Below are 24,860 nucleotides of genomic sequence, written 5' to 3'. Positions count from 1 at the left end.
CGGCATGGATCCCGCGCTCACCCAGGAACAGGACGCGATAGCCCGCGCCCTGCGCGACGCGCTCGCCAAGCAGGCCGGGCCGGACGAGGTCCGCGCCGCAGCGGCATCGGTCCTCGGCTACGACGCGGACCTGTGGAAACGCCTCGGCGAGCAACTCGGGCTGGCCGGGCTGGCCCTGCCCGAGCGCCACGGCGGCGCCGGGCTCGGTCGGATCGAGCTGGCGCTCGCCTGCGAGGAGACCGGCCGGGTGCTGCTGCCGTCACCGCTGCTGGCCAGCTCGGTGCTGGCGGCGGGGGCGATCGCGGCCTGCGGCACGGACGAACAGCGCGACACGCTGCTGCCCCCGCTCGCCTCCGGCGCGCAGACCGCCGCGCTGGTCCTGCCCGGAACGCCCGCGCTGGCCCTCGGCCTGGTGCCGGACCCGCGCACGGCGCCCCTGCCCGGTGACGTCCCGGCGGGCGGCGGCCGCGCGGGGGGCGTCCAGGCCAAGCCCGCGGCGTCCGCCGCGTCCGCGGAGGACGGATCGTGGTCGCTCTACGGCGAGGCCGAGTACGCGCTGGACGGCGCCCGTGCCGACCTGCTGGTCGTCGCCGCGCACGCCGGCGGCTTCCCGCGCAGCCGGACGGTGCTCTTCGTGGTCCCGGCCGACGCCCCCGGCGTCCACCGCGAGCGCAGCGCGGGCATCGACCAGACCCGCAGCGTCGGCCGCGTCGAACTCCGTGACGTGGTGGCGCAACCGCTCGGCGACCCGGCCCTGGACGCGGGCGGGGCGCTGACCCGGCTCGGCCGGGAGGCCGCGGTCGCCGTCGCCGCCGAGGCGGTTGGCGCGGCGGCGCAGGCGCTGGCGCGGACCGTCGAATACGTGCAGGTCAGGCAGCAGTTCGGGCGCGTGATCGGCTCGTTCCAGGCCGTCAAGCACCGGTTGGCCGACGTCTACGTCACGGTCGAGACCGCCCGCAGCGCGATGCTCTACGCCGTGTGGGCGGGCCCGGACCAGCCCGTCCCCGCGCTGCTCGCCCTCGCCCACGCGCTGACGGCGCAGCGGGTCGCGGCGGCGGAGGCGATCCAGCTGCACGGCGGCATCGCCATCACCTGGGAGCACGACGCGCATCTGTACTTCAAGCGCGCGGCGGCCGACGAACTGCTCTTCGGCCCACCGCATCTGCTGCGGGCGCGGGCGGCGGAACTGGCCGGTGTGTGGGGAGGAGCGCAGTGATGATGGAGTCCCTGATGCAGAAGGTCTCGGCGACGCCCACCTTCGCGAAGATCGCCCCCAGCATCGTGCCGCGCCTCGACAAGGCGGTGCACCGGCTGAGCGGCGGCAAGTTCATGCTGAGTCAGTGGATGCTCCCGTCGCTCTTCCTGACGACGACCGGCCGCAGGAGCGGCGAGCCGCGCACCACGCCGCTGGCGTGCCTGCCTCGCGAGGACGGCAGTTTCCTGGTCGTCGGCAGCAATTTCGGGCGCACGTCCCATCCGGCCTGGACGGGCAACCTGCTCGCTCACGCGGGCGCGAGCGTCGACTTCCGCGGCAGGATCGCTCCGGTCCGGGCCCGAATGCTGGCGGGCGACGAGCGGGAGGAGGCGTGGACGGCGCTGTTGCGGATGTGGCCGCCGTACGCGCAGTACCAGGCGCGGGTGGACCGGCAGATTCGGATCTTCTGCCTGGAACCGAAAGAGTGAGCTGCTGCACGCCGGGTGCGCGGAGATCCGCGCGAGACAGCTGCCACTTCCCCTTGCGTTGACCACGGCAAAGGAAATGGTCAAGGGCGGCACCGTCAGGTCAGAGACGGTACCGCCCTAGTGGAAACGGATCATGGATGCGCAGGACGTACCTCCCCCGAGGCACAGCCCGGCGCTAGCGCCGGCGGACAGGCGACCGGGCCCATGGCTCCGTCATGAAGGGTGAAGCCTTTGCCCGAGGGCTACTTCGGCGGCTTCTTGCCGGTCATGCCGAGGTAGACCAGCAGGGCCAGGTTCGGAGTGAGCTCCTTGGCCTTGACGCCCCAGGAGTCGAACCCCTTCTGGTGCTCCGCGACGGCGGCCAGCATCGCCACCAGGGAGCCGGCGACGGCCGGTGCGCTGACCGACTTGTCCGCCTTGCCAGAGGCCTGCATGGCCTTGAGGGAGTCCGTGAGCGAGTTGGTCACGGCGTTGAGGATCTTCATGCGGATCTTGAAGAACCGCTTGTCCCCTTCGGCCGAGCCCAACGTCACGACACGGAGGATGGCCTCGTTGTCGCGCCAGAACGAGAGGAAGCCGTCAACCAGCTCCTCTGCCGTCTGGTAGCCGGCCTTGCCGACCCACGACTTGTCGGCGACCAGGTCCTTGAGGCCGGCGCCGTCCTTGGCCATGTCATCCGCGATTTCGAGGACAGCGCCCTCGACGTCGGGGAAGTACTGGTAGAAGGTTGCGGGGGAGGTACCCGCCATCCGGGCGACGTCGATGACCTTGACGTCCCGGTAGGGCGAGGTCGCCAGCATCTCGCGAAGGCAGTCGAGCAGCTTCTGCCGCGTCGCCTGCCCGCGCCGTCCGGCGACACGCCCATCGACGGTGCGAACTTGTCCTGTCATGCCGTCAGTTTACCGTGGCAAGATCCGGGCGCTATTCGGACGGAAATCTGAATGCTCCGTCAGGCTGACGGGCCCGCTGACAGGCCTGCCGGCGGACCCGCCGACGAGCCGGTCAGCGGGTCTGCTGACGGCGCGGCTGACGCGCCCCCGCCGAGCCATGCCCCGCGGCTGAGCGGGAGTCCACTGCGGCCCGCCGGATCGGTTCTGACGGCCAGGACCTGGTTGACCCCGATCCGGTTCTCCTCGAAGGCCAGCGCGCAGGCGGCCATGTAGAGCCGCCAGACCCTGGCCCGGCCGAGGCCCGCCAGCTTGACCGCCTGCGGCCACTCCTCGCGCAGGTTGGCCACCCAGCGGCGCAGCGTCAGCGCGTAGTGCTCGCGCAGCGACTCAACGTCGCGGACCTCGAAACCGGCGTCTTCCAGCCAACCGACCGTGCTGCCCACCGGGGCCAGCTCGCCGTCGGGGAAGACGTACGCCGCGATGAACGGGCTGAGCCGGTACGGCTCGCCCGGGGCGTTGGGACGGCGGGCGATCTGATGGTTGAGCAGGCGTCCGCCGGGCCGCAGCAGGCCGTGCAGGGTGTGGGCGTAGCGGCGGTACTGGACGGCGCCCACGTGCTCGGCCATGCCGATGCTGGAGATCGCGTCGAACGGACCGTCATCGACCTCGCGGTAGTCCTGCAGCCGGATCTCCAGCCGGTCCGTCAGCCCGGCCTCCGCGATCCGCTCCCGCGCCCCGCGCGCCTGCTCGGCGGAGAGGGTCACGCCGACACCGCTTATGCCGTAGTGCCGGGCCGCGTGCAGCAGCATCGAGCCCCAGCCGCAGCCGACGTCCAGCAGCCGGGCGTCCTCGCCCAGCTGGTGCAGGCCCAGTTTGCGGCAGATCAGGTCCAGCTTTGCCTCCTGCGCTGCCTCCAGCGTGGTGGTCCCCGGCGGCCAGTAGGCGCACGAGTAGACCAGCGAGGGACCCAGCACCAGGCGGTAGAAGTCGTTGCCGACATCGTAGTGGTGACTGATCGCGGCCCGGTCGCGGCGCAGCGTGTGGACCGGACCGGACTTGCGTCGCGCCTCCTCCGTCGGGATCGGCGGACGCGGACCGATCGCGCCCAGGCGCAGCGCCGCGCCGACCATCCGGCGTCCCTCCGGGCCGACCAGGGTCCGCGTGGACGGGCGCAGCGACAGTTCCGGGCGGTTCTCGGCGAGCTGGGCGAGCCGACGCAGCAGCTCGAACATCTCCTCGTCGTCCTCCGGACGGCCCGGGCCGCCGGTGCCGTCCTCCGCAATCGCCAGGTCGCCCGCGACGTAGGCGCGGGCCAGGCCGAGCTCGTTGGGGGCCCAGAGCAGGTGACGCAGCGCGCGCCGGTTCGCGACGGTCAGCAGCGGTCCGTCGGGTGGGCCCGCCTCGGCGTTGTCCCAGGTCCGCAGGCGGAAGGGAGGCTCGACACCGAGTAGTTCGGTGAGCAGTTCGCGCAGCGCCAGTGCACTGTCGCTCGTCATCACGGCTCCTCTCACGACGCGTCGGCACGTGATGGTCCGTCCCCAATCTAGATCGCGCACCACCGCTTGTGAGGGCATTCCGTTGCATTTGGCAGCGAGTCGTGACGAAGGGCGACCGGATGCCGCAGAGTCCGGCTCCAGCGGGTGCAATGAAGGGTGCGTTGAAAGCGCGATGAAGGGCGCGACGGGGCGCGACGGAGGTCGGAGATCCGGACCGTTGCGTCCCGTTGCGCGGACTGTTGCGGTGTTGTGGCTGATGTCCTGCCGGATGGGTTGGTCCGCAGGGGGGTCCGCCGTGGAGAATCAGTGTGCGCCCCCGGGTGGGGCGCGGATGTGACCCAACGGGGAGGTGCTGAGGACGTGGACCAGCTGACGGCGCACGATCCGAGGAGGATCGGGCCCTTCGAGGTGCTGGGCCGGCTCGGCGCGGGCGGGATGGGCTTGGTGTACCTGGCGCGCTCGGCGGCGGGGCGCCGGGTTGCCATCAAGACGGTGCGGGGAGAGCTGGCCGAGGACCAGCTGTTCCGGGTGCGTTTCGCCCGCGAGATCGCGGCGGCGCGGACGGTCAGCGGTTTCTACACCGCTGCCGTCGTCGAGGCGGACGCGGACGCGGCGGTGCCGTGGCTGGCGACCGCCTACATTCCGGCCCCCTCGCTGGAGGACCTGGTCACCGAGTGCGGCCCGCTGCCGGTCGCCACCGTGCGCTGGCTGATCGCGGGGATCGCCGAGGCGCTCCAGTCGATCCACGCGGCCGGACTGGTCCACCGTGACCTGAAGCCGTCGAACGTCCTGGTCACGGAGGACGGCCCGCGCGTGATCGACTTCGGTATCGCAGCCGGGGTCTCGCACACCCGGCTGACGATGACGAACGTGGCGGTCGGCACCCCCGCGTACATGTCGCCGGAGCAGGCCAGGGACAGTCGGGGCGTCACCGGAGCCTCGGACGTCTTCTCGCTCGGCTCGCTGCTGGTCTTCTCGGCCACCGGGCACGCGCCGTACCACGGCGCCAACCCGGTGGAGACCGTCTTCATGCTGCTCCGCGAGTCGCCGGACCTCTCTGGTCTGCCGCAGGATCTGGCGCCGCTGGTCAAGGCCTGCCTGCGCCCGGCCCCGGAGCGCCGCCCCTCCCCGGAGCAGATCGCGGCCGAGCTCGGCCCGCACCTGTACGCCAGCGGAGACGGTGGCGAGGACGACTCCCGCGAGTGGCTGCCCCCGTCGGCGCTGGCGCTGATCGACGCCAAGCGCGGCCGTCGCACGCCGCCTCCGCCCCCGGTGGCGGTGCCGGCTCCGGCGCCGCAGCCCGTTCCGGCACCGGCTCCGGAGCCTGCTCCGGTGGCCGCGCCCGTCGGTGCGACCGGGGTCGACCCGCGTACCGAGGCCGCGCCCAAGGTGCGGCTGCCCGGGGTCCCCTCGCCGATCGGACCCGGGGTCCGCGTTCCGGCCGGCGAGCCCGCCCCGCCGGTCATGCCGCCCGGCACCGGCTGGGTCCGCAAGGGCGGCGCCCATGCCGCGCCCGCGCCGGTGGCCCAGCAGGCCGCCCAGCCCGCCGCTCACGCCGCCGCTCAGCCCACGCACGCCGCGCAGGCTGCCCAGACCGCTCCGTGGCGGCCGTGGCGGTTCCGGATGTCGCACGACGTCTGGGGCTCGCCGGTGGTCGCAGACGGTGTCCTCTACGTCACCAGCTTCGAGGTCCACGCCCTGGACATCGCCAGCGGACGCCGCCGCTTCCGCACCGGCGACGTCGCCTGGGCGCTCGCCGTGGCCGACGGCCGCGTCCACGCCGCCGACGGCCCGAGCCTGTTCACCCTCCACGCCGCCGACGGCACCGAGCGCTGGCGCGTCGCCCTCGACGGCTGGACCTACACGCTGGACGCGGCGGGCGGCGCGATCGTCGCGGGCACGCGCGGCGGCGGGGTCCAGGTCCGCTCCGCGATCGACGGCAGCGAGATGTGGCAGGCGAGAGACGCCCAACAGGACTACGAGAACAGCCAGTCGGGCCCCTGCGTCCTCGGCGACTCGGTCTACTACTACGGCGGCGGTCGGCTGCGCTCGGTCGAGTTGACGTCGGGTCAGCTGCAGTGGGCGCTTCCGCTGGGCGAGGAGGTCCCCTCCCGTCCGGTGCTCCACCGCGGCGTGGTCCACGTCTGCAACGGCACCAGAGTCCTGGCCCTGGACGAGGCCACGGGCCAGGAGCGGTGGCGCTTCGACGCCCCGGTCGCGCTCTTCACCTCCCCGGTGGTCACCGAGGAGGGGGTCTTCTTCGCCGACTACCTGGGCACCGTCTTCGCCCTCGACACGGCGACCGGCTCGCTCCGCTGGCACGTCCGCACGGGCGGTCGCCAGGGCGCGGACCCGGTCGTCCTCGCCGGGGGAGTGCTGCTGGTGAGCAGCGGCGACACGGTCCACGCGTTCGACGCCCGCACGGGCGCGGAGCACTGGCGCTACGCCGCTCGCGCGGAGCTGGCCGGCGTCCCCGCCTCGGCGGACGGCCTCGTCCACGTCGGCAGCCGCGACCACTCCCTGCACACCCTCGACCTCGCCACGGGCCGCCTCCGCTGGAAACTGGACACCGGCGGCGAGATCACCGGTACCCCGGTCGCCGCGGACGGCAAGGTCTTCGCCAGCAGCAAGGACCACTGCGTCTACGCCCTGGACGCTGCGCTGGGCACGGCGACGAAGCAGCCGTAGCGTCCGCGGGGAACTTGCAACACCCAGGGGCGCGGGGCTCTGCTTGATCAACTGCGCGCGCGAACAGCCACCCTGTGCGGATGGCCCTGTTGGCTCGGGGACTCACCGCACCGGGTGGGTTGTCGCGCGCGCAGTTGATCAAGCAGAGCCCCGCGCCCCTCGTGGTGCAACTACCTGTGTGAGCAACAGCCATTCGCCGCTTCCCTTGGCCGCGCAGTTCCTCGCGCCCTTGGATTGAGCAGCCTCAGCTCTTGGGATCGTGTTGCCGGCGCCAGCCGGACCACGCGGAGGAGACCATCTCGGCGACGCCGAACCTCGCCTTCCAGCCCAGCTCCTGGGCGATCCGCTCCGAGGAGGCGACGACCCGGGCCGGGTCGCCCGCGCGGCGGGGGGTGATGACCGGGGTGGTGTCGCGGCCGGTGACCTCGCCGATCACGGCGAGCATCTCGTGGACCGAAACCCCCTCCCCACGGCCGATGTTGAGGACGAGATCGGTGCCGTCCGGCCGCTCCGTGAGCCGCCGCACCGCGGCGACGTGCGCGGAGGCGATGTCCTCGACGTGGATGTAGTCGCGGATGCAGGTGCCGTCGGGGGTCGGGTAGTCGTCGCCGAAGACGCGCGGGGGCTCGCCCGCGTCGAGGCGCTCGAAGACCATCGGGATCAGGTTGAACGCGCCCGGATCGGCCAACTCCGGCGCCGCCGCGCCCGCGACGTTGAAGTAGCGCAGCGATACCGTGCTCATGCCCGCCGCCCGGCCGGTCGCGCGGACCAGCCACTCACCGGCCAGCTTGGTCTCGCCGTAGGGGTTTATCGGAGCGCAGGGGGTGTCCTCGGTGACCAGGTCGACGTCCGGCATCCCGTAGACCGCCGCCGAGGAGGAGAACAGGAAGCGGCTGACGCCCGCGTCCACCGCGGCCTCCAGCACGACGCGGAGGCCCTCGACGTTCTCCCGGTAGTACCGCAGCGGCTGCTCGACCGACTCGCCCACCTGCTTCTTCGCCGCGATGTGCAGCACGCCGACCACCGCGTGCTCACGCAGCACGGTGTCGAGCAGCGGGCGGTCGAGCGTCGAGCCGGCCACGAGTGGCACGCCTGCGGGCAGGCGTGCCACGTCGCCCGTGCTGAGGTCGTCGAGGACGACCACCGGGTGGCCTGCCTCGACCATCGCACGGACGACGTGGGCACCGATGTAGCCGGCACCGCCGGTGACGAGCCAAGTCATGCCGTCACTCTACGCGGCGGTCACCCGCCGCCTGTGTCAGCGCTTGTGCTTGCGGGCCCGCAGTCGCAGACGCCACGGCACGAGGGCCGACTCGAGCTGGACCGCGAAGCTCATCTTGGACTCGCCCGCGCGGCGCTCCTCGAAGCGGATCGGCACCTCCATCGCGCTGAACCCGGCGTGGACGGCGCGGAACTTGAGCTCCACCTGGAAGCTGTAGCCGGCGCTCTCCAGCGTGGCCAGGTCGACCGCGCGGATGGTCTCCGCGCTCCACAGGTTGAAGCCTGCGGTGATGTCCCGGACGCGGGTGGAGAGGATGGTGCCGGCGTAGGTGTTGGCCCAGCGCGACAGCAGGCGGCGGTGCCAGCCCCATTCGTCCGCGAGCTCGCCGCCCGGGACGTAGCGGCTGCCGACGACCAGACCGGCGCCGGTGGCCAGTGCGGTGCCGAGCATCTGTGGGATGGCCTCGGCCGGGTGGCTGCCGTCGGCGTCCATCTGGACGACGAAGCGGGCACCCTCTTCGACGGCGAGGGACATACCGGCGGCGTACGCCTTGCCCAGACCGTCCTTACCCTTGCGGTGCAGCACGCTGATGCGCGGCTTGCCGTCCGACAGGTGGCGCTGGGCGAGCTTTTCTGCGAGCTCACCAGTGCCGTCGGGGCTGCTGTCATCGACGATCTTGAGGTGCAGGCCGGGCAGCTTGAGTGCCATCACCTGCTCGACAGTGGCCTCGAGGCTGCCGATCTCGTTGTAGGTCGGCATGACGACGGTCACGGGCGTCTCCGCCCAGTCGTCGGGCAGCTCGACGGGCTTGCTGGTCACGATGGCTCCTGGTCCTCTTTACGGGCCTGTGCGAACGCTGCGGAACGCGGCACGGACGACCTTGGACTGTAACCCATCCATACGAGAGTACGGTCAGGAGCAGAGCTAGTTCACCGGGAAGAAACGCATTGTTCCTGAGGTCGGCGCTCTTTACCGTGTTTCACCCGTTTGCAGGAGTTCGCGACGGGACCGACTTTGACCGCGCGGGCTTCCGGCTCTCGACGCGCTCGACGCGCTCGACGCCTCAGCCGGCGCAGAGCGCCCAGCGCGGGACGGTCACCTCCGGCGTCATCGCCCAGAAGACCACCTGGACCGGCGCCCCGATCCGCAGTCGCTCCGGTGGAACCGCGTTCCACGGCGCGTTCGGGCGCCGCACGGACGAGGTGACCGTGCCGACCAGGCGGACAGTCGGATCCTCGTCCAACTCCACTACCACGACCGGGTAGGGAGCACGCTCCGCGTAGGCGGGCAGCAGCGGCGGGTGGGCGACGACGAAGGACCAGATCCGCCCCCGCCCGGACATCAGCCGCCACTCGTCCTCGAAGCTGCCGCAGTGCGGGCAGCACGGACGCGGCGGGAACCGGAGTCGGCCGCAGTCCGCGCAGGCCTGGATCCGCAGTTCGCCGCGCCGGGCGTACTCCCAGAACGGCTCGCCGTCGTCGTCGGGCCAGGGCAGCAGCAGACCGTCGGCGGTCAGGGTGTCCATGCGGGTCCTCTCGTCGAAGAGCTTCCAGGGCTCAGGCGCGCAGCAGCAGGGCCGAGGTGGGCACGCCCTCGCCTCCGGTGACCAGGCAGGTCGCGGCGTCGGGGACCTGTGCGGTGGAGCTGCCGCGCAGTTGCTTCACGCCCTCGTTGATCAGGTTGAAGCCGTGGACGTAGCCCTCGGAGAGCCCGCCGCCGCCGGTGTTGATCGGCAGCCTCCCACCCAGCTCCAGTGCGCCGCCCTCCGTCCACGCCGCGCCCTCGCCGCGTCCGCAGAAGCCGTAGCCCTCCAGGGAGAGCGGGATCAGCGGCGTGAAGGCGTCGTAGATCTGCGCCACGTCGACGTCCTCGGGGCCGAAGTCGGCGGTCTTCCACAGCTGCCGGGCAGCGGCCCAGGCGGGGCCGGTCAGCGGGTCGTCGTTCCAGTAGTTGACCATGCCGTGGTGCTGCGAGGGCAGGCCCTGGGCGACCGAGTGGAGGTAGACCGGCTTCGACCGGCAGTCACGCGCCCGCTCGGCGCTGACCACGACGCAGGCGAGCGCACCGTCGGTCTCCAGGCAGTTGTCGTAGAGGCAGAGCGGTTCGCTGATCCAGCGGGCGTCCATGTACATCTCGCGGGTCATCGGCCGGTCGTACATGATCGCGTCGGGGTTCTGGTTGGCCCGGTTGCGGCAGGCCAACGCCACGTTGAAGAGGTGGTCCCGGGTCGCGCCGTACTCGTGCATGTAGCGGCGGGCCAGCATGCCGATCTCGTCGGCCGGGCGCAGCAGGCCGAAGGGCCGGGTCCACTGGGCCGGGGTCGGCAGCTGCTGGGCAGTGTTGGTCCACGGCCGCTTGCCGCTGCCGCGCTTGCGGCTGCGCCAGGCGACGCCGACGCTGGCCTGCCCGGTGGCGACGGCCATGGCCAGGTGCGCGACGGTGGCGCAGGAGCCGCCGCCACCGAAGCCGATCCGGGAGAAGAAGGTGACGTCGCCCGCGCCGATGGCCTTGGCCAGCTCGACCTCGTCGGTCTCCTCCATGGTGTAGGAGGCGAGCGCGTCCACCTCGTGGGGCTCGATCCCGGCGTCCTCCAGCGCGGCCAGAACGGCGCGGCAGGCGAGGGCCTTCTCGGACTCCTCCAGATGCTTGGCGAAGCGCGTCTGGCCGATGCCGACGATCGCCGTGCGGTCCTTGAGCATGGCAGCCCCCGCTCTCCCCGCGCCCCGGCGGTGTGTTCTTGATTATCTGACGCTCCGTCAGACTAGAGGGCGTGAACTCTTCCGGGAAGGCCGCGGCCAGCCTAATCTGACGTGCAGTCATATTGCAGCAGTCGGACGGAGGGCAGACCGATGCGGGCGGATCTGGAGTGGGGCACGATCGCCGAGCTGGTCCAGCGGGCGGGTGACCGCTACGGCGACCGCGAGGCGGTCGTCGGCCCGCGCACCCGGATCGACTACTGCCAACTCGCCCAGCGGGTACGGCGGGCAGCCGCAGGCGTGATGGCGGCCGGGGTACGCCCCGGCGACCGCGTCGGCATCTGGGCGCCCAACACCCCCGACTACGTCGTCGCGGCGCTCGGCGCGGTCAGCGCGGGCGCGGTCCTGGTGCCGCTGGGCACCCGGCTCAAGGGCGGCGAGGCGGCCGAACTGCTGCGCCGGACCCGGGCCAGGATGCTCTTCGTCACCTCCAACTTCCTCGGCGTCAGCTACGTCGCGGCGCTGAAGGCCGCAGGCCCGCTGCCCGGCCTGCGGACAACCGTGATGCTCGGCGAGAGCGGGCCCCAGGCGGTTCCGGAGGGGCTGCTCGGCTGGCACGACTTCCTGGCCGGGGGCGCGGACATACTCGAACGCGCAGTCCGTGAGCGCATCGCGGCCGTCCGTCCGGACGACCCGGCGGACATCATGTTCACCTCCGGCACGACCGGCCTCCCCAAGGGCGCGGTCACCACGCACGCCCAGACCCTGCGCGCCTTCGGCACCTGGGCGGAGCTGGCCGGGCTGGTCGAGGGCGACCGCTACCTGGTGGTCAACCCGTTCACCCACACCTTCGGCTGGAAGGCGGGCATCCTCGCCTGCCTGATGAGCGGCGCGACGATCCTGCCGCAGCCCGTCTTCGACATCGAGGCGGTGCTGGCCAAGATCTCCACCGAACGCGTCACCGTCCTCCCGGGCGCGCCCACGGTCTACCAGTCCCTGCTGGACCACCCCGCGCGCGGTCGCCACGACCTGTCCTCGCTCCGCCTCGCCGTCACCGGCGCGGCGGTCGTCCCGCTGGAACTGGTCACCCGGATCCGCGACGAGCTGGGCCTGACGACGGTGCTCACGGCGTACGGGCTGACCGAGTCCAGCGGCATGGTCACCATGTGCCGCCGCGACGACGCGCCGGACACGGTGGCGGCGACGTCGGGCCGCGCCATCCCCGGCGTCGAGGTCCGCGTCCGCGTCGGCGGTAGTGGCGATGGCGATGGCGGTGGCGGAGCCGAAGGCAGAGAAGGCAGCGACGGCAGCGATGCCGCCGACGGCAAGGACCAGCCGCCCGGCATGCCGGGCGAGGTCCAGGTCCGCGGGTACACGGTGATGCGCGAGTACTTCGAGGACCCGACCGGCACGGCCGACGCCTTCACCCAGGACGGTTGGCTCCGCACGGGCGACATCGGCGTCCTGGACGCCGACGGCAACCTGCGGATCACGGATCGTCTGAAGGACATGTACACCGTGGGGGGCTTCAACGCGTACCCGGCGGAGATCGAACGGGTTCTCACCCGGCACCCGTTGGTCGCGGACGCGGCGGTGGTGGGCGTGCCGGACGCGCGCCTGGGGGAGGTGGGCCGGGCGTTCGTGGTCCCGAGGAGCTCGGCCGACGCCGAGGCGGCGACGGAGCTGATCGCCTGGTGCCGGCGGGAGATGGCGAACTACAAGGTGCCGCGCGAGGTGGTCTTCGTGACCGAACTGCCGAGGAACGCCTCCGGCAAGGTGCTCAAGGGTGAGCTCAGGAGCAGGAGTTAGGCGGCGGTCCGGTCGCCCTGGACCGGGGCGCAGTGCCCCGCGCCCCTGATCGTGCAACGTCCCCGCGCGCTCTGACGCCTACCTCCTGCCTACGCGCAGCACAGCTTCAGCACAGGGCGTCAGCGAACAGTTCTGGGCATGAACCATTCGCCCGCGCCGGCGGCGCTGTCCGCGGCTCACCCCGCCCCTCCAGGAACGGAAAGGGACGGCACCACCACCAAGCTGGTCGAGGTGGTCGTCCCCGTCTACAACGAAGAGCACGTCCTCGCGCACAGCATCCGTACGCTGCACGGCTATCTGCGCGAGACCTTCCCCTACCGCTTCCGCCTCACCATCGCGGACAACGCCAGCACCGACCGCACCCGGCAGGTCGCCGAGGACCTCGCCGCCTCGCTCGCGGAGGTACGCGTCGTCCATCTGGACCAGAAGGGGCGCGGCCGTGCCCTGCGTCACGTCTGGGGGAGCAGCGACGCCGACGTCGTCAGCTACATGGACGTCGACCTCTCCACCGGGCTGGAGGCCTTCCTCCCGCTGGTCGCGCCGCTGCTGTCCGGGCACAGCGACCTGGCCATCGGGTCGCGGCTGCACCGCGGTTCCGCCGTCGTCCGGGGGCCGAAGCGGGAGATCATCTCGCGGACCTACAACCTGCTCCTCCGGGCCACCCTCGCGGCCAAGTTCTCCGACGCGCAGTGCGGCTTCAAGGCCGCCCGCACCGAGGTCGTGCAGGCACTGCTGGCCGAGGTCGAGGACGAGACCTGGTTCTTCGACACCGAACTGCTGCTGCTCGCGGAGCGCAGTGGCCTGCGGATCCACGAGGTGCCGGTGGACTGGATCGACGACCCGGACAGTCGCGTCGACATCGTGCGGACCGTCAAGGACGACCTCAAGGGCATGTGGCGGGTGGGCAGGAAGGCCCTCTCCGGGGCCACCCGGCTGCCCGTCCCGCCGCGCGTCAGCCGGGCCCAGCTGCCGACCGGGATGCGGTGGCAGCTCTCCAGCTTCGCGGTGATCGGGGTGCTCAGCACCCTCGCGTACCTGGTGCTCTACCTGGCGCTGCGGCAGGCAGCCCCGGCCGAACTGGCCAACGCCGTCGCGCTGTTCGTGACCGCCATCGCCAACACCGCGGCCAACCGGCGCTTCACCTTCGGGGTGACCGGCTCCCGTGACGGGCTGCGGCACCAGGTCGAGGGCGGGATCGCCTTCCTGATCGGGCTGGTGCTGAGCACGCTCGCGCTCGCGCTGGCCGGGGCGGTCGCGCCGCACGCGTCGCACCTGGTGGAGCTGGCCTGGCTGGTGGCGGCGAACGCGCTGGCCACGGTGGTGCGCTTCGTGCTGCTGCGCGCCTGGGTGTTCCACCCGCGTCGAGCCGCCCGGCAGGCCCGTGCCGCCGAACTGAACACGATCGAGCAGGAGTTGCACCGTTGAGCGCCTACGTCCAAGCCCCGTCGGCCGGTGCCGCCGCGCGGCCGTCCGCATCCCGCCGTTCCCGCCGTTCCCGTCGTTCCCGCTCGGCCCGCTGGGTCCGGCCCGCCTACTGGGGCAGCCTGCTGCTCGCGGCGCTGGTCTACTGCTACGGCCTGGGGACCAATGGGAACGCCAACTCCTACTACGCGGCAGCCGTGCTGAGTGGCACCAAGAGCTGGTCCGCGATGTTCTACGGCTCGTTGGACGCGGGCAACTACATCACCGTCGACAAGCCGCCGTTCGCGCTCTGGCTGATGGAGGTCTCCTGCCGGGTCTTCGGCTTCGGCAGCTGGCAGATGCTGCTGCCGATCGCCGCCTGCGGCATCGCCTCCGTGGCCGTGCTGTACAGCGCGGTACGGCGCAGCTTCGGGCCCACGGCGGCGACGGTCGCTGCCGTGGTGCTGGCGATCACGCCGATCACCGTGGCGATCAACCGGGACAACAACCCTGATCCGGTGCTGGTGCTGCTCACCGTCTCGGCGGCCTGGTTCTGCCTGGAGGCGATCCGGCGCGGCACGCTGCGGCATCTGCTGATCAGCGCCGTGCTGGTCGGGTTCGCCTTCAACACCAAGATGCTGCAGGCCTACATCGTGCTGCCGGCGTTCTTCCTCGCCTATGTCTGGGCCGCCCCGGGCGGCGTGTGGCGGCGGGTGCGCAACCTGCTGGTCGCGGGCGTCGCGCTGGTGGTGTCGAGCGGCTGGTGGATGGTGATCGTCGACTCGACCAAGAACCACCCGTTCATCGGCTCCAGTTCGGACGGCACGGTGTGGAACCTGGTCATCGGCTACAACGGGCTGGAGCGGGTGCTGGGCGCGAGCGGCGCGTCCGCTGCGGGCGGTTCGACGTCCGGTGCTGGTGGCGGCAGCGGCGGGGGAGCGGTCGCGGGTGGCGCCAACTTCGGCGGGACCTCGGGCGCGGGGCGACTGTTCAACGACATCCTCGGCGGGCAGATCTCCTGGCTGATCCCCTTCGCGGTGATCGCGCTGGTCGGCGCACTGGTGCTGCGTGGCCGACGCCGCCGGACCGACATGCAGCGGGTGTCGCTGCTGCTGTGGGGCGGCTGGCTGCTGACGCACTACGTCGTCTTCAGCTTCGCCTCGGGGACCTTCCACCCGTACTACACGACGATGCTGGCCCCGGCGATCGCGGCGCTGACCGGCGCGGGCGGGACCATGCTGTTCCGCGCGCTGCGTTCCCCGTCGCGGAAGCCGGTCTGGGCGGCGGTGCTGCCGGCCGCGGTCGTGGTGTCGGCGGTCTGGGCGGCGGTCCTGCTGCGGCGGACGACGTCGTTCGCGCCGTGGCTCTGGCCGACGGTCGCGGTGTTGGCAGCGGCCGCTGTGGTGGCGCTGCTGGTCGCCCGCTTCGGCGCGAGCGCGGCACTGGTCGCGGTGCGCGGACGCCTGCTCGCCGTGGGCGCGCTGACGGCGGCGCTCGCCCTGCTGGCCGGTCCCGCCGCGTATGCGGCGGACACCGCCACGGCGGGCGCGATCCAGGGCGTCAACCCGACGGCCGGTCCGACCACGGCGGGCAGCTTCGGCGGGATGCCGGGCGGTGGTCGCGGCGTCGGCGGCGCGGAGGGCCGCGCAGGTTTCCGGGGCGAGCTGCCGGGCGGTAGCGGTGGCGCGCCCAGTGGTACCGGGCAGGGCGGGTTCCCCGGCGGCCTGGCCGGGGGCGAACAGCCGGGCATGTCCGGGGGCGGCGGCTTCGGTGGCATCGGCGGCTCTGGCAGCTCTGGCGGCTCGTTCGGTGAGGGTTCCGCTCGAAGCGGGACGCATGCGGGCCTTGGCGGCGCGGCTGGTTTCGGCGGCGGAGCGGGCGGTCCCGGCGGAGTTGTGAGCTCGGCGCTCCTTTCTTACCTGGAGCGGAACCAGGGCGGCGCGACGTGGCTGGTCGCCGTCTCCAGCGCGCAGACCGCGGCGGACATGATCCTGCAGTCCGGGGGCAGGCCCGTGATCGGCATGGGCGGCTTCACCGGCTCCGACCCGGCGATGCCCCTCACCAAGCTGAAGTCGTACATCGCCTCCGGCAAGCTGCGCTACGTCCTGCTCGACAGTGCGAGCGGCGGTTTCGGCGGCGGCATGGGCGGACCGGGCGGCGGCCAGGCCAACAGCGCGGCCACGGCCTACGTGAAGTCGACCTGCACGGTCGTGCCCGCCTCCGCCTACGGCGCGGGCAGCAGCACGAGCAGCAAGACCACGGCGACCACGGCCACGTCGGGCCAGACGCTCTACGAGTGCACCAAGGGCTAGTAACAGGTCCTGGCTGTGCCGGTCGCTCGATCCCTCCGCCTCACAGCGGGTCCGCGGTGCTCCGCTGGACCCGCTGTGAGGCGCGCGGGCGCAGGCGACGGAGCTCGGCGTCGCGCAGTCCGGGTCGTCGGCTGTCGACGGCCGCCGTCACCGCGCAGAGCGTGAACCCGGCCAGGAACCAGCCGGCCAGCACGTCGCTGGGCCAGTGCACGCCGAGGCCGATGCGGGTCCAGCTGACCAGCAGCACCGACCCGCCCGCCACAGTCGCGGCGAGCACCCGCGCGGAAGATCGTCGAAGCCTGGGCCAGGCGATCGCGAGCAGCAGCGGCAGGATCGTCGCCGCCGTCATCGCGTGCCCGGACGGGAACGCCCAGTCGGTGGCGACCGCCACGGGATGCGGCAGCGCCGGGCGGGGGCGCGCCACGGCCTCCTTGACGCCCACCTCCAGGGCCGCCTGAACCACTCCACAGGCCGTCGCCCAGACGGCGGCGATCCGCGCGCCGCGCCACCAGAGCCAGACCACCACCACGGCCAGCAGCACCCGCAGCACCGTCGGCTCCAGGACGGCGCTGATCGTCCGCATCGAGCCGGTCCAGGCGGCCTGGCGCAGGGCGGCGTTGTGCAGGTGCTGGTCGACGGCGAGGTCGAACCGGAGCAGCGGCTGCCAGGGCGCCTCGACGAGGGCCAGCATGGTGCCGAAGAGCAGCAGGAACGCTGCCGCGCCCGCCCACAGGCGCCATTCCCGCACGTCAGGCTCCCTCTGCTCGGCTCTCGTCGGCATCTCTCAAGGGCCCGATCCGTCACCGAGTCGGTGACCACATTTCGTCGCGCGGGGAACCAGGGCCAGGCGGACAATCGTCCCAGAGAGTGATAGAACCGGACGTCCGCCCCACCGTAACCGGGCGACGACGCTGCGTCGATGATCGGGAATAACCCGCCAGCATACTGCGACCGGCGAAGAAAAACACCACTTCGGGAATGATTCTTCGGAACTCGTCGTTGAGCCGTTACGTAAGCAGTTCCCAGGTACGGGCCAGCCAGGCCCGTCACGTCCCCGAGGGAGTACGTATGGCCACCCGTGCCGTCGTCCGCGGCAAGGCCGATCGGACCCGCTCCGTGCGGCCCACCGCAGGTGAGGCCGACCGCGACCTCGTCGGTATGTACCTGGACGAGATCGCCCGGACCCCGCTGCTGGACGCGGAGCAGGAGGTTCAGCTGTCCACCCGGATCGAGGCCGGCGTCTTCGCCGAGCACCTCCTCGAAGCGGGGCAGACGGTCGGTGACGCCACCGAGGACGAGCTGCGTGCGATATCCGCGGACGGGCAGCGGGCGAAGGACATCTTCATCCGGTCCAACCTGCGCCTGGTCGTCGCCGTCGCCCGTCGTTACCCGCGCAGCGGGTTGCCGCTGCTGGACCTGATCCAGGAGGGCAACGCCGGGCTCGTCCGTGCCGTCGAGAAGTTCGACTTCGGCAAGGGCTTCAAGTTCTCCACCTACGCGACCTGGTGGATCCGTCAGGCGATCACCCGGTCGATCGCCGACCAGTCGCGCACCATTCGCCTCCCCGTCCACCTGGTCGAGGAGCTGGGCCGGATCCGTCGCGTCCAGCGCGAGAAGTCCAAGGAGCTCGGGCGCGACGCCGAGCTCGCCGAGGTCGCGGCCGAGCTGGACACCACCGAGGACCGGATCAAGGACGTCCTGGACTGGGCACGCGACCCGGTCAGCCTCAACATGACCGTCGACGACGACGGTGAGACCCAGTTCGGCGACCTGGTCGAGGACACCGGCGCGGAGTCCCCCGAGGACGCCGTCATGGTGATGATGCGTCGTGAGGAGCTCGAGCGCCTGATCGACCGGCTGGACGACCGCACCGCCTCGATCATCCGCTCCCGCTACGGCATCGAGGACGGCCGCGAGCGGACGCTCACCGAGGTGGGCAAGCAGCACGGCCTGACCCGTGAGCGCATCCGCCAGATCGAGAAGCACGCGCTCGCCGAGCTCCGCAAGATCGCCGACCACGCGGGCTTCGAGGCCGCGTGACACGTGTAAGACCGCGTCAGCGGTCGGGCGACGCCGAGCCCCCGCCAAGAGCCCCCGTTTCACCCCAGGTGGAGCGGGGGCTCTTGGCATCCCGTGCCGCCTACCCTGGAGGGATGAGCGGCAGGGATGACGAGCAGAGCAAGGCCAGGCGGAGGATCGTCTTCGACGACCCGGTCAGCGGGCGCGGCAAGGACGACACCGACTCGGGCTGGGGCGAGGAGCGCAGCGAGGGCGCTCAGCGTCGGGACCTGGACTGGTACCTGCGCGAGACCCCGCCGCACCACGGGGACAAGTAGTCCGGCGTGCGGCCGGCTCAGCTGTGCTGCGCCGGTGGCATGGCGGGCGGCGGCTCGGCTGCGACCTGCGGGAACGCACCCGTCTGAGCATGGGCGCGCGTTCCGGCGGCCGCTGCTGATTCACCCGATCCGGGAGGCTGTCGCAACGATCCGACGGCGAGCGTCGTCGCCGCGACGAGCAGCCCGGCGGCGACAGGACCCGGCCGTCGCCGCACCGGCCCGGGCAGCCGATGCCGCCCGCGTCCCGCGCGGATGGGCGGGAAGGCGGCGATGCAGTAGGTGGGCGGGATCGAAAGGGACATGCTGGCCTCCTCCGGAGCAGGTTCTTCGCTACGGGGACAACGCTGCCGCGAGGCGGGGACCAGAACCAGGAGGGGCTGCACAGCCTGTGGACAACTCCGGGCTGTGGAGAACTTCTCCTCAAAAGGGTGAGCTGCATGACGTAGGGGCGAGGCCCCTGTCATGCAGCTGCAGCTCTGCCGAGCTCAGGCCGCCGAGCCGGAGGAGCCGGACGAGGAAGCGCTGGAGGACGAGCCCGAGGAGCTCGTGGAGGAGCTCGACGAGGAGGACGACGAACCCGAGGAGCTCGACGAACCCGAGGAGCCCGACGCCGAGCCCGCGGAGGTGATGCTGCTGCTGGACGACGAGCGGCTGTCGGTCCGGTAGAAGCCGGATCCCTTGAAGACCACGCCCACCGCCGAGAAGATCTTGCGCAGCTTGCCGCCGCACTCGGGGCACTCGGTCAGCGCGGCGTCGCTGAACTTCTGCACGGCCTCGAGACCGTTGCCGCACTGGGTGCACTGGTACTGGTACGTCGGCACTTGTTTCCTCCTGGCACTCTAAGGCTATGAGTGCTAACGATCCTCAATGATGCGGCATTCCGGGTGGAGAAGTCCACTGATCGGGGATGTGAGCCTGGGTACTCCACCTCGCCCCGGCCGCCCTCCGGGGCGGCTCGCGGCCTCAGTACTCGGTGCGGGTGCCGCTGAGCCAGCCGGCCAGTTTGCCGCCCTGGTCGACCGCGCGGATCCGCCGCTCGGCCCGGTCGCGGACCTGGTCGGTGGCCACCACCAGTAGGTCGTCGCCGTGCCGCAGCAGCGTGGTCGGGCCGGGGACGAAGCTCTCGCCGCCGCGCACGATCAGGGTCACCGCCGCTCCCTTCGGCAACCGCAGCTCGCTGATCTCGACGCCCGCGAGACGTGACTCGGGCCCGACCGAGACGGAGAGGAGATGGCCGTGGAGTCGCTCCAGCGGGGCCGATTCGACCTCCAGGTCGTCGGCGTGGGCGGAGTCGGAGATCCGCAGGCCGCGTGCCAGCCACGGCAGGGTCGGGCCCTGGAGCAGGGTGAAGACCACCACCAGCAGGAAGACCGTGTTGAACAGCTGGTCCGCCCCGGGCACCTTGTGCACCACCGGGATGGTGGCCAGCACGATCGGCACCGCGCCGCGCAGCCCGGCCCAGCTCAGCAGCACCTGCTCACGCCAGGTGATCCGGAACGGCGTCAGGGTCAGCAGGACCGAGGCCGGGCGGGCGGCCAGCACCAGCACCAGACCGACCACCAACGCGGGGACGATCGCGTCGGCCATGGTGTGCGGGTTCACCAGCAGCCCCAGCATCACGAACATGCTGATCTGCGCGATCCAGGCCAGGCCCTCGGCGAAGCCGCGGGTGGCCGGGCCGTGGGGGAGCCTGGCGTTGCCGAGCAGCAGAGCGCAGATGTAGGTGGCGAGGAAGCCGGAACCGTCCAGCAGCGCGCCGCCCGCGTAGGCGAGGATCGTCAGGGCGACGACCGCGATCGGGTAGAGGCCCGAGGAGGGCAGCGCGACATGGCGCAGCGTCAGCGCGCCCAGCCGGCCCACCACCAGGCCGACCACGACCCCGATGGCGAGCTCCGCGATCACGGTGCCGGTGAGCACGTACCAGGAGTCGATCGGCCCGGCGGTGGCGAACGCGACGACCAGGATCACCACGGGGGCGTCGTTGAACCCGGACTCGGCCTCCAGCAGTCCGCTCAGCCGGGACGGGAGCGGGACGCGGCGCAGCACCGAGAAGACCGCCGCCGCGTCGGTCGACGAGACGACCGCGCCGAGCAGGAGTGAGACGCGCCAGTCCGCCCCGGTGAGCAGGTGCGCGCCTACCGCGACGACACCGACGCTGATCGCGGTGCCGATCGTGGCGAGCACGGCGGCGGCCGGGACCGAGGGTTTGATGTCGGACCACCGGGTGCCGAGGCCGCCCTCGGCGAGGATCACCACCAGTGCGGCGTAGCCCAGGACCTGGGTGAGCTCGGCGTTGTCGAAGGTGATGCTGCCGATGCCGTCATGGCCGAGCAGGACGCCGATGCCGAGGTAGAGGAGCAGGCTGGGGAGCCCGCTGCGGGAGGAGAGCCGGACCGCGGCCACGGCCACCAGCAACACCAGGGAGAACAGCAGGAGGAGCAGATCGAGCCGGTGGACGGACACGCAGGGGCACCTCGCGCGCTGGGCCTGCCGCTTCCTGGGGGGAAGCGGGGGTTCACAGCAGAATCGTTGCTTCCACTTGTCTGGAGCAAGATTTTACCGATCTGACGGCGCATTCTCCGCGCGGTCCAAAGGGTGGTCACCAGCGCGGACACGATGTCCGGCGGCGGTCGGGTACCGCTCCGGCGCTGTTCGAGCAGGCCCTGGGCAGGCAGCGGCCCGGCAGCCGTCGGAGACCCGCTCCGCCCGCGGCGCGACCGCCGCGCGTCATGGGTTCCGCTTCGGGTGTTAGCGTCAGCACCGCCGCTCTGCGCGGTACGCCGCGGTAAAGTCACTGCCCCTCACAAGGACCCTGATGCCCCGCTCCTCCCGTCCCAAGCGCCCCAAGAAGTCGCGTCGCCTTCGTTTCATGGTGGTGCTGGTCGTGCTGCTGCTCGTCGGCGGCGTCGCCTTCGGCGGCTGGTACGGCGTGCGCCAGGTGCGCGCGTCGCTGCCGCAGACCACCGGCACGATCCACCTCCAGGGCGTCACCGGCCCGGTCCAGGTGATTCGTGACTCCTCGGGCATCCCGCAGATCTACGCGTCCAGCCCCGAGGACCTGTTCATGGCCCAGGGCTACGTGCAGGCGCAGGACCGGTTCTGGCAGATGGACGTGGACCGTCACATCACCAGCGGGACGCTCTCGTCCATGTTCGGCTCGGGACAGCTGCAGACCGACGCCTTCATCCGGACCATGGACTGGCAGGGCGTCGCGCAGCAGGAGTTGCAGAGCCAGCTCTCGCAGACCACCAAGGACTACCTGACCGCCTACACCGACGGCGTCAACGCGTGGCTCAAGCAGCACCCGGGCGGGGCGGGGGCGTCGCTGGAGTACGCGCTGCTCGGCGTCGCCCACAGCGGCTACAAGCCCGCGCCGTGGACGCCGGTGGACTCGGTCTCCTGGTTGACGGCGATGGCCTGGGACCTGAGCGGCAACATGCAGCAGGAGATCGACCGTTCGCTGCTGTCGGGGACCTTCAACACGCAGGAGATCTCGCAGCTCTACCCGTCGTACCCCTACACCACCAACGGCACGATCCTGAAGACCGGTGAGGTCTCCAAGGACGGCACCTACGTTCCGGCCGAGGGCGCCCGGACGGCGCCGGTGGTCTCCGACGGCTCCGGCTCGTCGAGCTCCTCCAGTTCTTCCAGTTCGTCGGGGTCTCCGAACACGTCGGGCTCGTCGAGCAAGTCCGGCGGCGCGACCAACGCCTCGTACCAGACGGCCGGTGGCAGTTCCGCGGCGCAGGGCGCGCAGACGGCCGCGCAGGCGCTGGCGAACAACCTCTCCGTGCTGCCGACCATGCTCGGTCGCCCGGGCGCGGCCGGGATCGGGTCCAACTCCTGGGTGGTCGACGGCGCGCACACCACGACCGGCAAGCCGCTGCTGGCCAACGACCCGCACCTGTCGCCGCAGATGCCGTCCATCTGGTACCAGATGGGCCTGCACTGCACGACCGTCAGCGCGCAGTGCCCGTTCGACGTCACCGGCTTCACCTTCCCCGGCATGCCCGGCGTGATCATCGGCCACAACCAGAGCGTCTCCTGGGGCTTCACCAACGTCGGCACCGATGTCCAGGACCTCTACCTGGAGCAGGTCAACAGCGACGGCACCTACCTCTACGACGGCAAGAACCTCCCGCTGGTGACCCGTCAGGTGAGCATCCCGGTGGCCGGCAGCTCGCCGCAGACGATCACCATCCGCTCCACGCAGGACGGCATGCCGATCATCTCCGACCACAGCACGCAGGAGCAGAGCGTCGGTGTCAGCGCGCCCGTCGACGGTGCCGCGCCCCCGCGCGGCGGCGGCTACGCGATCGCGCTCAAGTGGACCGCGCTGACGCCGAACAAGACCATGGACGCGGTCTTCGAGCTCGACAAGGCGCAGAACTTCGGCGAGTTCCGCGGCGCGGCCAAGGACTTCTCGGTGCCCGCGCAGAACCTGATCTACGCGGACACCAAGGGCGACATCGGCTACCAGATGCCGGGTCAGGTCCCGATCCGGCCGAAGATCGCCGGTGACGACGGCACCTACCCGCAGCCCGGCTGGGACTCGCGCTACAAGTGGACCGGCCAGTACGTGCCGTTCGACGCGCTGCCGTGGGTGGAGAACCCGCCCGAGGGCTACATCGTGACGGCCAACCAGGCCGCGGTGGACCCGAACTACCCGTACCTGATCACCAACGACTGGGACTACGGCACCCGCGCCAAGCAGATCGACACGCTGATCCAGGGCAAGCTCAACGGCGGCGGCAAGATCTCGCCGGACGACATGGCCTCGATCCAGCAGGACGACACCAGCGTCTTCGCCAAGTCCCTGGTCCCGTACCTGCTCAACGTGAAGCTGACCGGCTCGTACTACACCCAGGCCCAGGACCTGCTGCGCGGTTGGAACTTCCAGCAGGACGCGGGCTCGGCTGCGGCGGCCTACTACAACGCGGTCTGGTCGAACCTGCTGCACCTGGCCTTCGACGAGAAGTTCCCGGCGTCCGTGCGTTCCACCACCGACTGCATCATGGTGGTGCCCGCCAGCCAGCAGGGGCTGCCCGCGGACGACGTCAACGGCACCCCGCAGCGCGTCCGCACCTGCGGACTGCGCGACGACGCGACCGCCCAGCCGGACGGCAACGACCAGTGGACCACCGTGGTTGGCGCGGTGCTGGACCAGCCGAACAGCGAGTGGTGGAACTGGACCGACGCCACCGGCAAGCAGTACTCCGGCCGGGACAGCCTGCTGGCCCAGGCGATGGTCGACGCCCGCAAGCAGCTGACCTCCCTGATGGGCAAGGACATCAGCACCTGGAGCTGGGGTCGGATCCACACCCTGGAGCTGCAGGAGCGCACCCTCGGCTCGGACGACTCGAACATCGCCTCGGGCGCGGTCCACTGGCTGCTCAACCGCGGCCCCTACGAGCTGAGCGGCGGCAGCGCGGCGGTCGACGCGTCCAGCTGGGACGCGGCCAACGGCTTCACCGTGGACGAGGCCCCGTCGATGCGCATGATCGTCGACCTGTCCGACTTCGACGCCTCCCAGTGGATCAACATCGGCGGCGCGTCCGGGCACGCGTTCAGCGCGAACTACGACGACCAGATGCAGCTGTGGGCCAACGGCCAGATGCTGACCTGGGCCTACAGCAAGCAGCAGGTCCAGGCGGCGGGCAAGGCCACACTCACGCTCGAACCCTGAGAGGGAGTCAGGCGGTTCGGCCGCCGACGTCGAACACGACCGTCCGGGCGGGCGTCACCACGGCGTCCACCGGGCGGTCGTGTGCTTCCGTCGGCAGACCGGGCAGCAGCTCGGCGTCGAAGAGCAGGGTGACCAACCGGGCCGCCGAGCCGGCCGAGGCGAGCCGGGCCAGCACCCGGTCGTAGCTGCCGCCGCCGCGCCCGAGCCGCAGTCCCGTCGCCGGGTCGACGGCCAGGCCCGGCAGCAGCACCAGGTCGGCGGCGGCGACGGCGCCCACGCCGAGCCGCGGGCCGGTCGGCTCCAGCAGCCCGAGCCGGGCCGGGGCCAGACCCTCCGCGCCCTGGTAGACCGCCCAGTCCAGGTCGTTGTCCGGCAGCAGCACCGGCAGCAGCACCCGCACGCCCCGCGCGCGCAGCGCGTCGAGCAGCGGACGGGTACCGGGCTCGGAGCCCATCGAGACGTAGCAGGCGACCGTCGCGGCCCGCGTCTCCGTTGCGAACGCCAGTGCCCTTGCCGCCAGGGTGTCCGCAGCCGCGTCCCGCTCGACGGGTGACATTGCGGCGCGTGCGGCGAGCAGGCGTGACCTCAGGGGCTTCTTGTCGTTATCCATCAGATGGGACGGCCTTCCGTCTCGTCGGTGC

20 protein-coding genes are annotated in these 24,860 nt (G+C 71.6%); 9 read left to right on the top strand and 11 right to left on the bottom strand.

All coding sequences use genetic code 11. The features are described 5' to 3' along the window. Positions 1 to 4 precede the first annotated feature (4 nt). Together ABH928_RS03135 and ABH928_RS03130 are read left to right on the top strand one after the other, a co-directional pair. Complete coding sequence (locus ABH928_RS03135; protein ID WP_370061629.1) at positions 5 to 1,216, top strand: acyl-CoA dehydrogenase family protein; 1,212 nt, start codon at positions 5 to 7, stop codon at positions 1,214 to 1,216. Continuing rightward, a complete protein-coding gene (locus ABH928_RS03130; RefSeq protein ID WP_370061627.1) occupies positions 1,216 to 1,683 on the top strand; it encodes a nitroreductase family deazaflavin-dependent oxidoreductase in 468 nt (155 codons plus the stop codon). Before ABH928_RS03135 ends, ABH928_RS03130 begins: the two co-directional genes overlap by 1 nt. A 242-nt stretch (positions 1,684 to 1,925) precedes the next feature. Here ABH928_RS03130 and ABH928_RS03125 read toward each other — a convergent pair whose 3' ends face one another. Next, positions 1,926 to 2,573: a TetR family transcriptional regulator gene (locus ABH928_RS03125; protein ID WP_196196750.1), complete on the bottom strand. Its 648-nt coding sequence runs from the start codon at positions 2,571 to 2,573 to the stop codon at positions 1,926 to 1,928. Between the two features lie 59 nt (positions 2,574 to 2,632). Continuing rightward, the gene (locus ABH928_RS03120) at positions 2,633 to 4,069 is read right to left on the bottom strand and encodes a class I SAM-dependent methyltransferase (protein ID WP_370061624.1); all 1,437 of its coding nucleotides are present in this window, start codon (positions 4,067 to 4,069) and stop codon (positions 2,633 to 2,635) included. A gap of 360 nt (positions 4,070 to 4,429) precedes the next feature. On the opposite strand from ABH928_RS03120, the gene ABH928_RS03115 reads away from it, so the two are divergent. Continuing rightward, positions 4,430 to 6,757 carry a serine/threonine-protein kinase gene (locus tag ABH928_RS03115; protein WP_370061622.1) on the top strand — a complete coding sequence of 776 codons (2,328 nt, stop codon included), beginning with the start codon at positions 4,430 to 4,432 and terminating at the stop codon, positions 6,755 to 6,757. A 244-nt stretch (positions 6,758 to 7,001) separates the two neighbouring features. Here the strand turns inward: ABH928_RS03115 and galE are convergent, their stop codons facing one another. The 4 genes from galE to ABH928_RS03095 all read right to left on the bottom strand — a co-directional run bounded on the left by galE (position 7,002) and on the right by ABH928_RS03095 (position 10,678). Continuing rightward, the gene (gene galE / locus ABH928_RS03110) at positions 7,002 to 7,979 is read right to left on the bottom strand and encodes a UDP-glucose 4-epimerase GalE (protein ID WP_370061619.1); all 978 of its coding nucleotides are present in this window, start codon (positions 7,977 to 7,979) and stop codon (positions 7,002 to 7,004) included. A 36-nt stretch (positions 7,980 to 8,015) separates the two neighbouring features. Continuing rightward, complete coding sequence (locus ABH928_RS03105) at positions 8,016 to 8,738, bottom strand: polyprenol monophosphomannose synthase (RefSeq protein WP_370061895.1); 723 nt, start codon at positions 8,736 to 8,738, stop codon at positions 8,016 to 8,018. Positions 8,739 to 9,042: 304 nt separating this feature from the next. Then, entirely contained in the window at positions 9,043 to 9,504 is a 462-nt protein-coding gene (locus ABH928_RS03100) for a Zn-ribbon domain-containing OB-fold protein (RefSeq protein WP_370061617.1), read from the bottom strand. 31 nt (positions 9,505 to 9,535) lie between these two features. Beyond that, positions 9,536 to 10,678 (bottom strand): lipid-transfer protein, encoded by a 1,143-nt coding sequence (locus ABH928_RS03095; RefSeq protein ID WP_370061615.1) that lies wholly within the window; start codon positions 10,676 to 10,678, stop codon positions 9,536 to 9,538. Positions 10,679 to 10,828: 150 nt separating this feature from the next. On the opposite strand from ABH928_RS03095, the gene ABH928_RS03090 reads away from it, so the two are divergent. The 3 genes from ABH928_RS03090 to ABH928_RS03080 all read left to right on the top strand — a co-directional run bounded on the left by ABH928_RS03090 (position 10,829) and on the right by ABH928_RS03080 (position 16,197). Next, positions 10,829 to 12,484, top strand: coding sequence for a FadD3 family acyl-CoA ligase (locus ABH928_RS03090; protein ID WP_370061613.1), 1,656 nt, complete (start codon positions 10,829 to 10,831; stop codon positions 12,482 to 12,484). Positions 12,485 to 12,622: 138 nt separating this feature from the next. Next, a complete protein-coding gene (locus ABH928_RS03085; protein ID WP_370061611.1) occupies positions 12,623 to 13,909 on the top strand; it encodes a glycosyltransferase in 1,287 nt (428 codons plus the stop codon). Beyond that, on the top strand, positions 13,906 to 16,197 hold the full coding sequence (locus tag ABH928_RS03080; RefSeq protein ID WP_370061609.1) for an ArnT family glycosyltransferase: 2,292 nt from the start codon (positions 13,906 to 13,908) through the stop codon (positions 16,195 to 16,197). Before ABH928_RS03085 ends, ABH928_RS03080 begins: the two co-directional genes overlap by 4 nt. A gap of 40 nt (positions 16,198 to 16,237) precedes the next feature. Here ABH928_RS03080 and ABH928_RS03075 read toward each other — a convergent pair whose 3' ends face one another. Continuing rightward, complete coding sequence (locus ABH928_RS03075) at positions 16,238 to 16,945, bottom strand: phosphatase PAP2 family protein (RefSeq protein WP_370061607.1); 708 nt, start codon at positions 16,943 to 16,945, stop codon at positions 16,238 to 16,240. Between the two features lie 320 nt (positions 16,946 to 17,265). Between ABH928_RS03075 and ABH928_RS03070 the strand changes: the two genes are divergently transcribed. Then, positions 17,266 to 18,237, top strand: a complete 972-nt coding sequence (locus tag ABH928_RS03070; RefSeq protein WP_370061605.1) for a sigma-70 family RNA polymerase sigma factor — start codon at positions 17,266 to 17,268, stop codon at positions 18,235 to 18,237. 113 nt (positions 18,238 to 18,350) lie between these two features. Then, positions 18,351 to 18,533 carry a hypothetical protein gene (locus ABH928_RS03065; protein WP_370061603.1) on the top strand — a complete coding sequence of 61 codons (183 nt, stop codon included), beginning with the start codon at positions 18,351 to 18,353 and terminating at the stop codon, positions 18,531 to 18,533. Between the two features lie 17 nt (positions 18,534 to 18,550). Here ABH928_RS03065 and ABH928_RS03060 read toward each other — a convergent pair whose 3' ends face one another. The 3 genes from ABH928_RS03060 to ABH928_RS03050 form a co-directional block, all read right to left on the bottom strand. Next, positions 18,551 to 18,835 carry a hypothetical protein gene (locus tag ABH928_RS03060; protein ID WP_370061601.1) on the bottom strand — a complete coding sequence of 95 codons (285 nt, stop codon included), beginning with the start codon at positions 18,833 to 18,835 and terminating at the stop codon, positions 18,551 to 18,553. Positions 18,836 to 19,018: 183 nt separating this feature from the next. Next, positions 19,019 to 19,354, bottom strand: coding sequence for an FmdB family zinc ribbon protein (locus tag ABH928_RS03055; protein ID WP_370061599.1), 336 nt, complete (start codon positions 19,352 to 19,354; stop codon positions 19,019 to 19,021). Positions 19,355 to 19,496: 142 nt separating this feature from the next. Beyond that, the gene (locus tag ABH928_RS03050; protein WP_370061597.1) at positions 19,497 to 20,996 is read right to left on the bottom strand and encodes a potassium/proton antiporter; all 1,500 of its coding nucleotides are present in this window, start codon (positions 20,994 to 20,996) and stop codon (positions 19,497 to 19,499) included. Between the two features lie 352 nt (positions 20,997 to 21,348). On the opposite strand from ABH928_RS03050, the gene ABH928_RS03045 reads away from it, so the two are divergent. Further along, entirely contained in the window at positions 21,349 to 24,219 is a 2,871-nt protein-coding gene (locus ABH928_RS03045) for a penicillin acylase family protein (protein ID WP_370061595.1), read from the top strand. A 7-nt stretch (positions 24,220 to 24,226) separates the two neighbouring features. Here the strand turns inward: ABH928_RS03045 and ABH928_RS03040 are convergent, their stop codons facing one another. Then, entirely contained in the window at positions 24,227 to 24,829 is a 603-nt protein-coding gene (locus tag ABH928_RS03040) for a 5-formyltetrahydrofolate cyclo-ligase (protein ID WP_370061593.1), read from the bottom strand. Between the last annotated feature and the right edge of the window lie 31 nt (positions 24,830 to 24,860).

Origin of the sequence: Streptacidiphilus sp. MAP5-3 (assembly GCF_041262505.1) — a bacterium.
Lineage (GTDB): Bacteria > Actinomycetota > Actinomycetes > Streptomycetales > Streptomycetaceae > Streptacidiphilus.
This window is presented reverse-complemented; position numbering and strand designations above follow the sequence as displayed.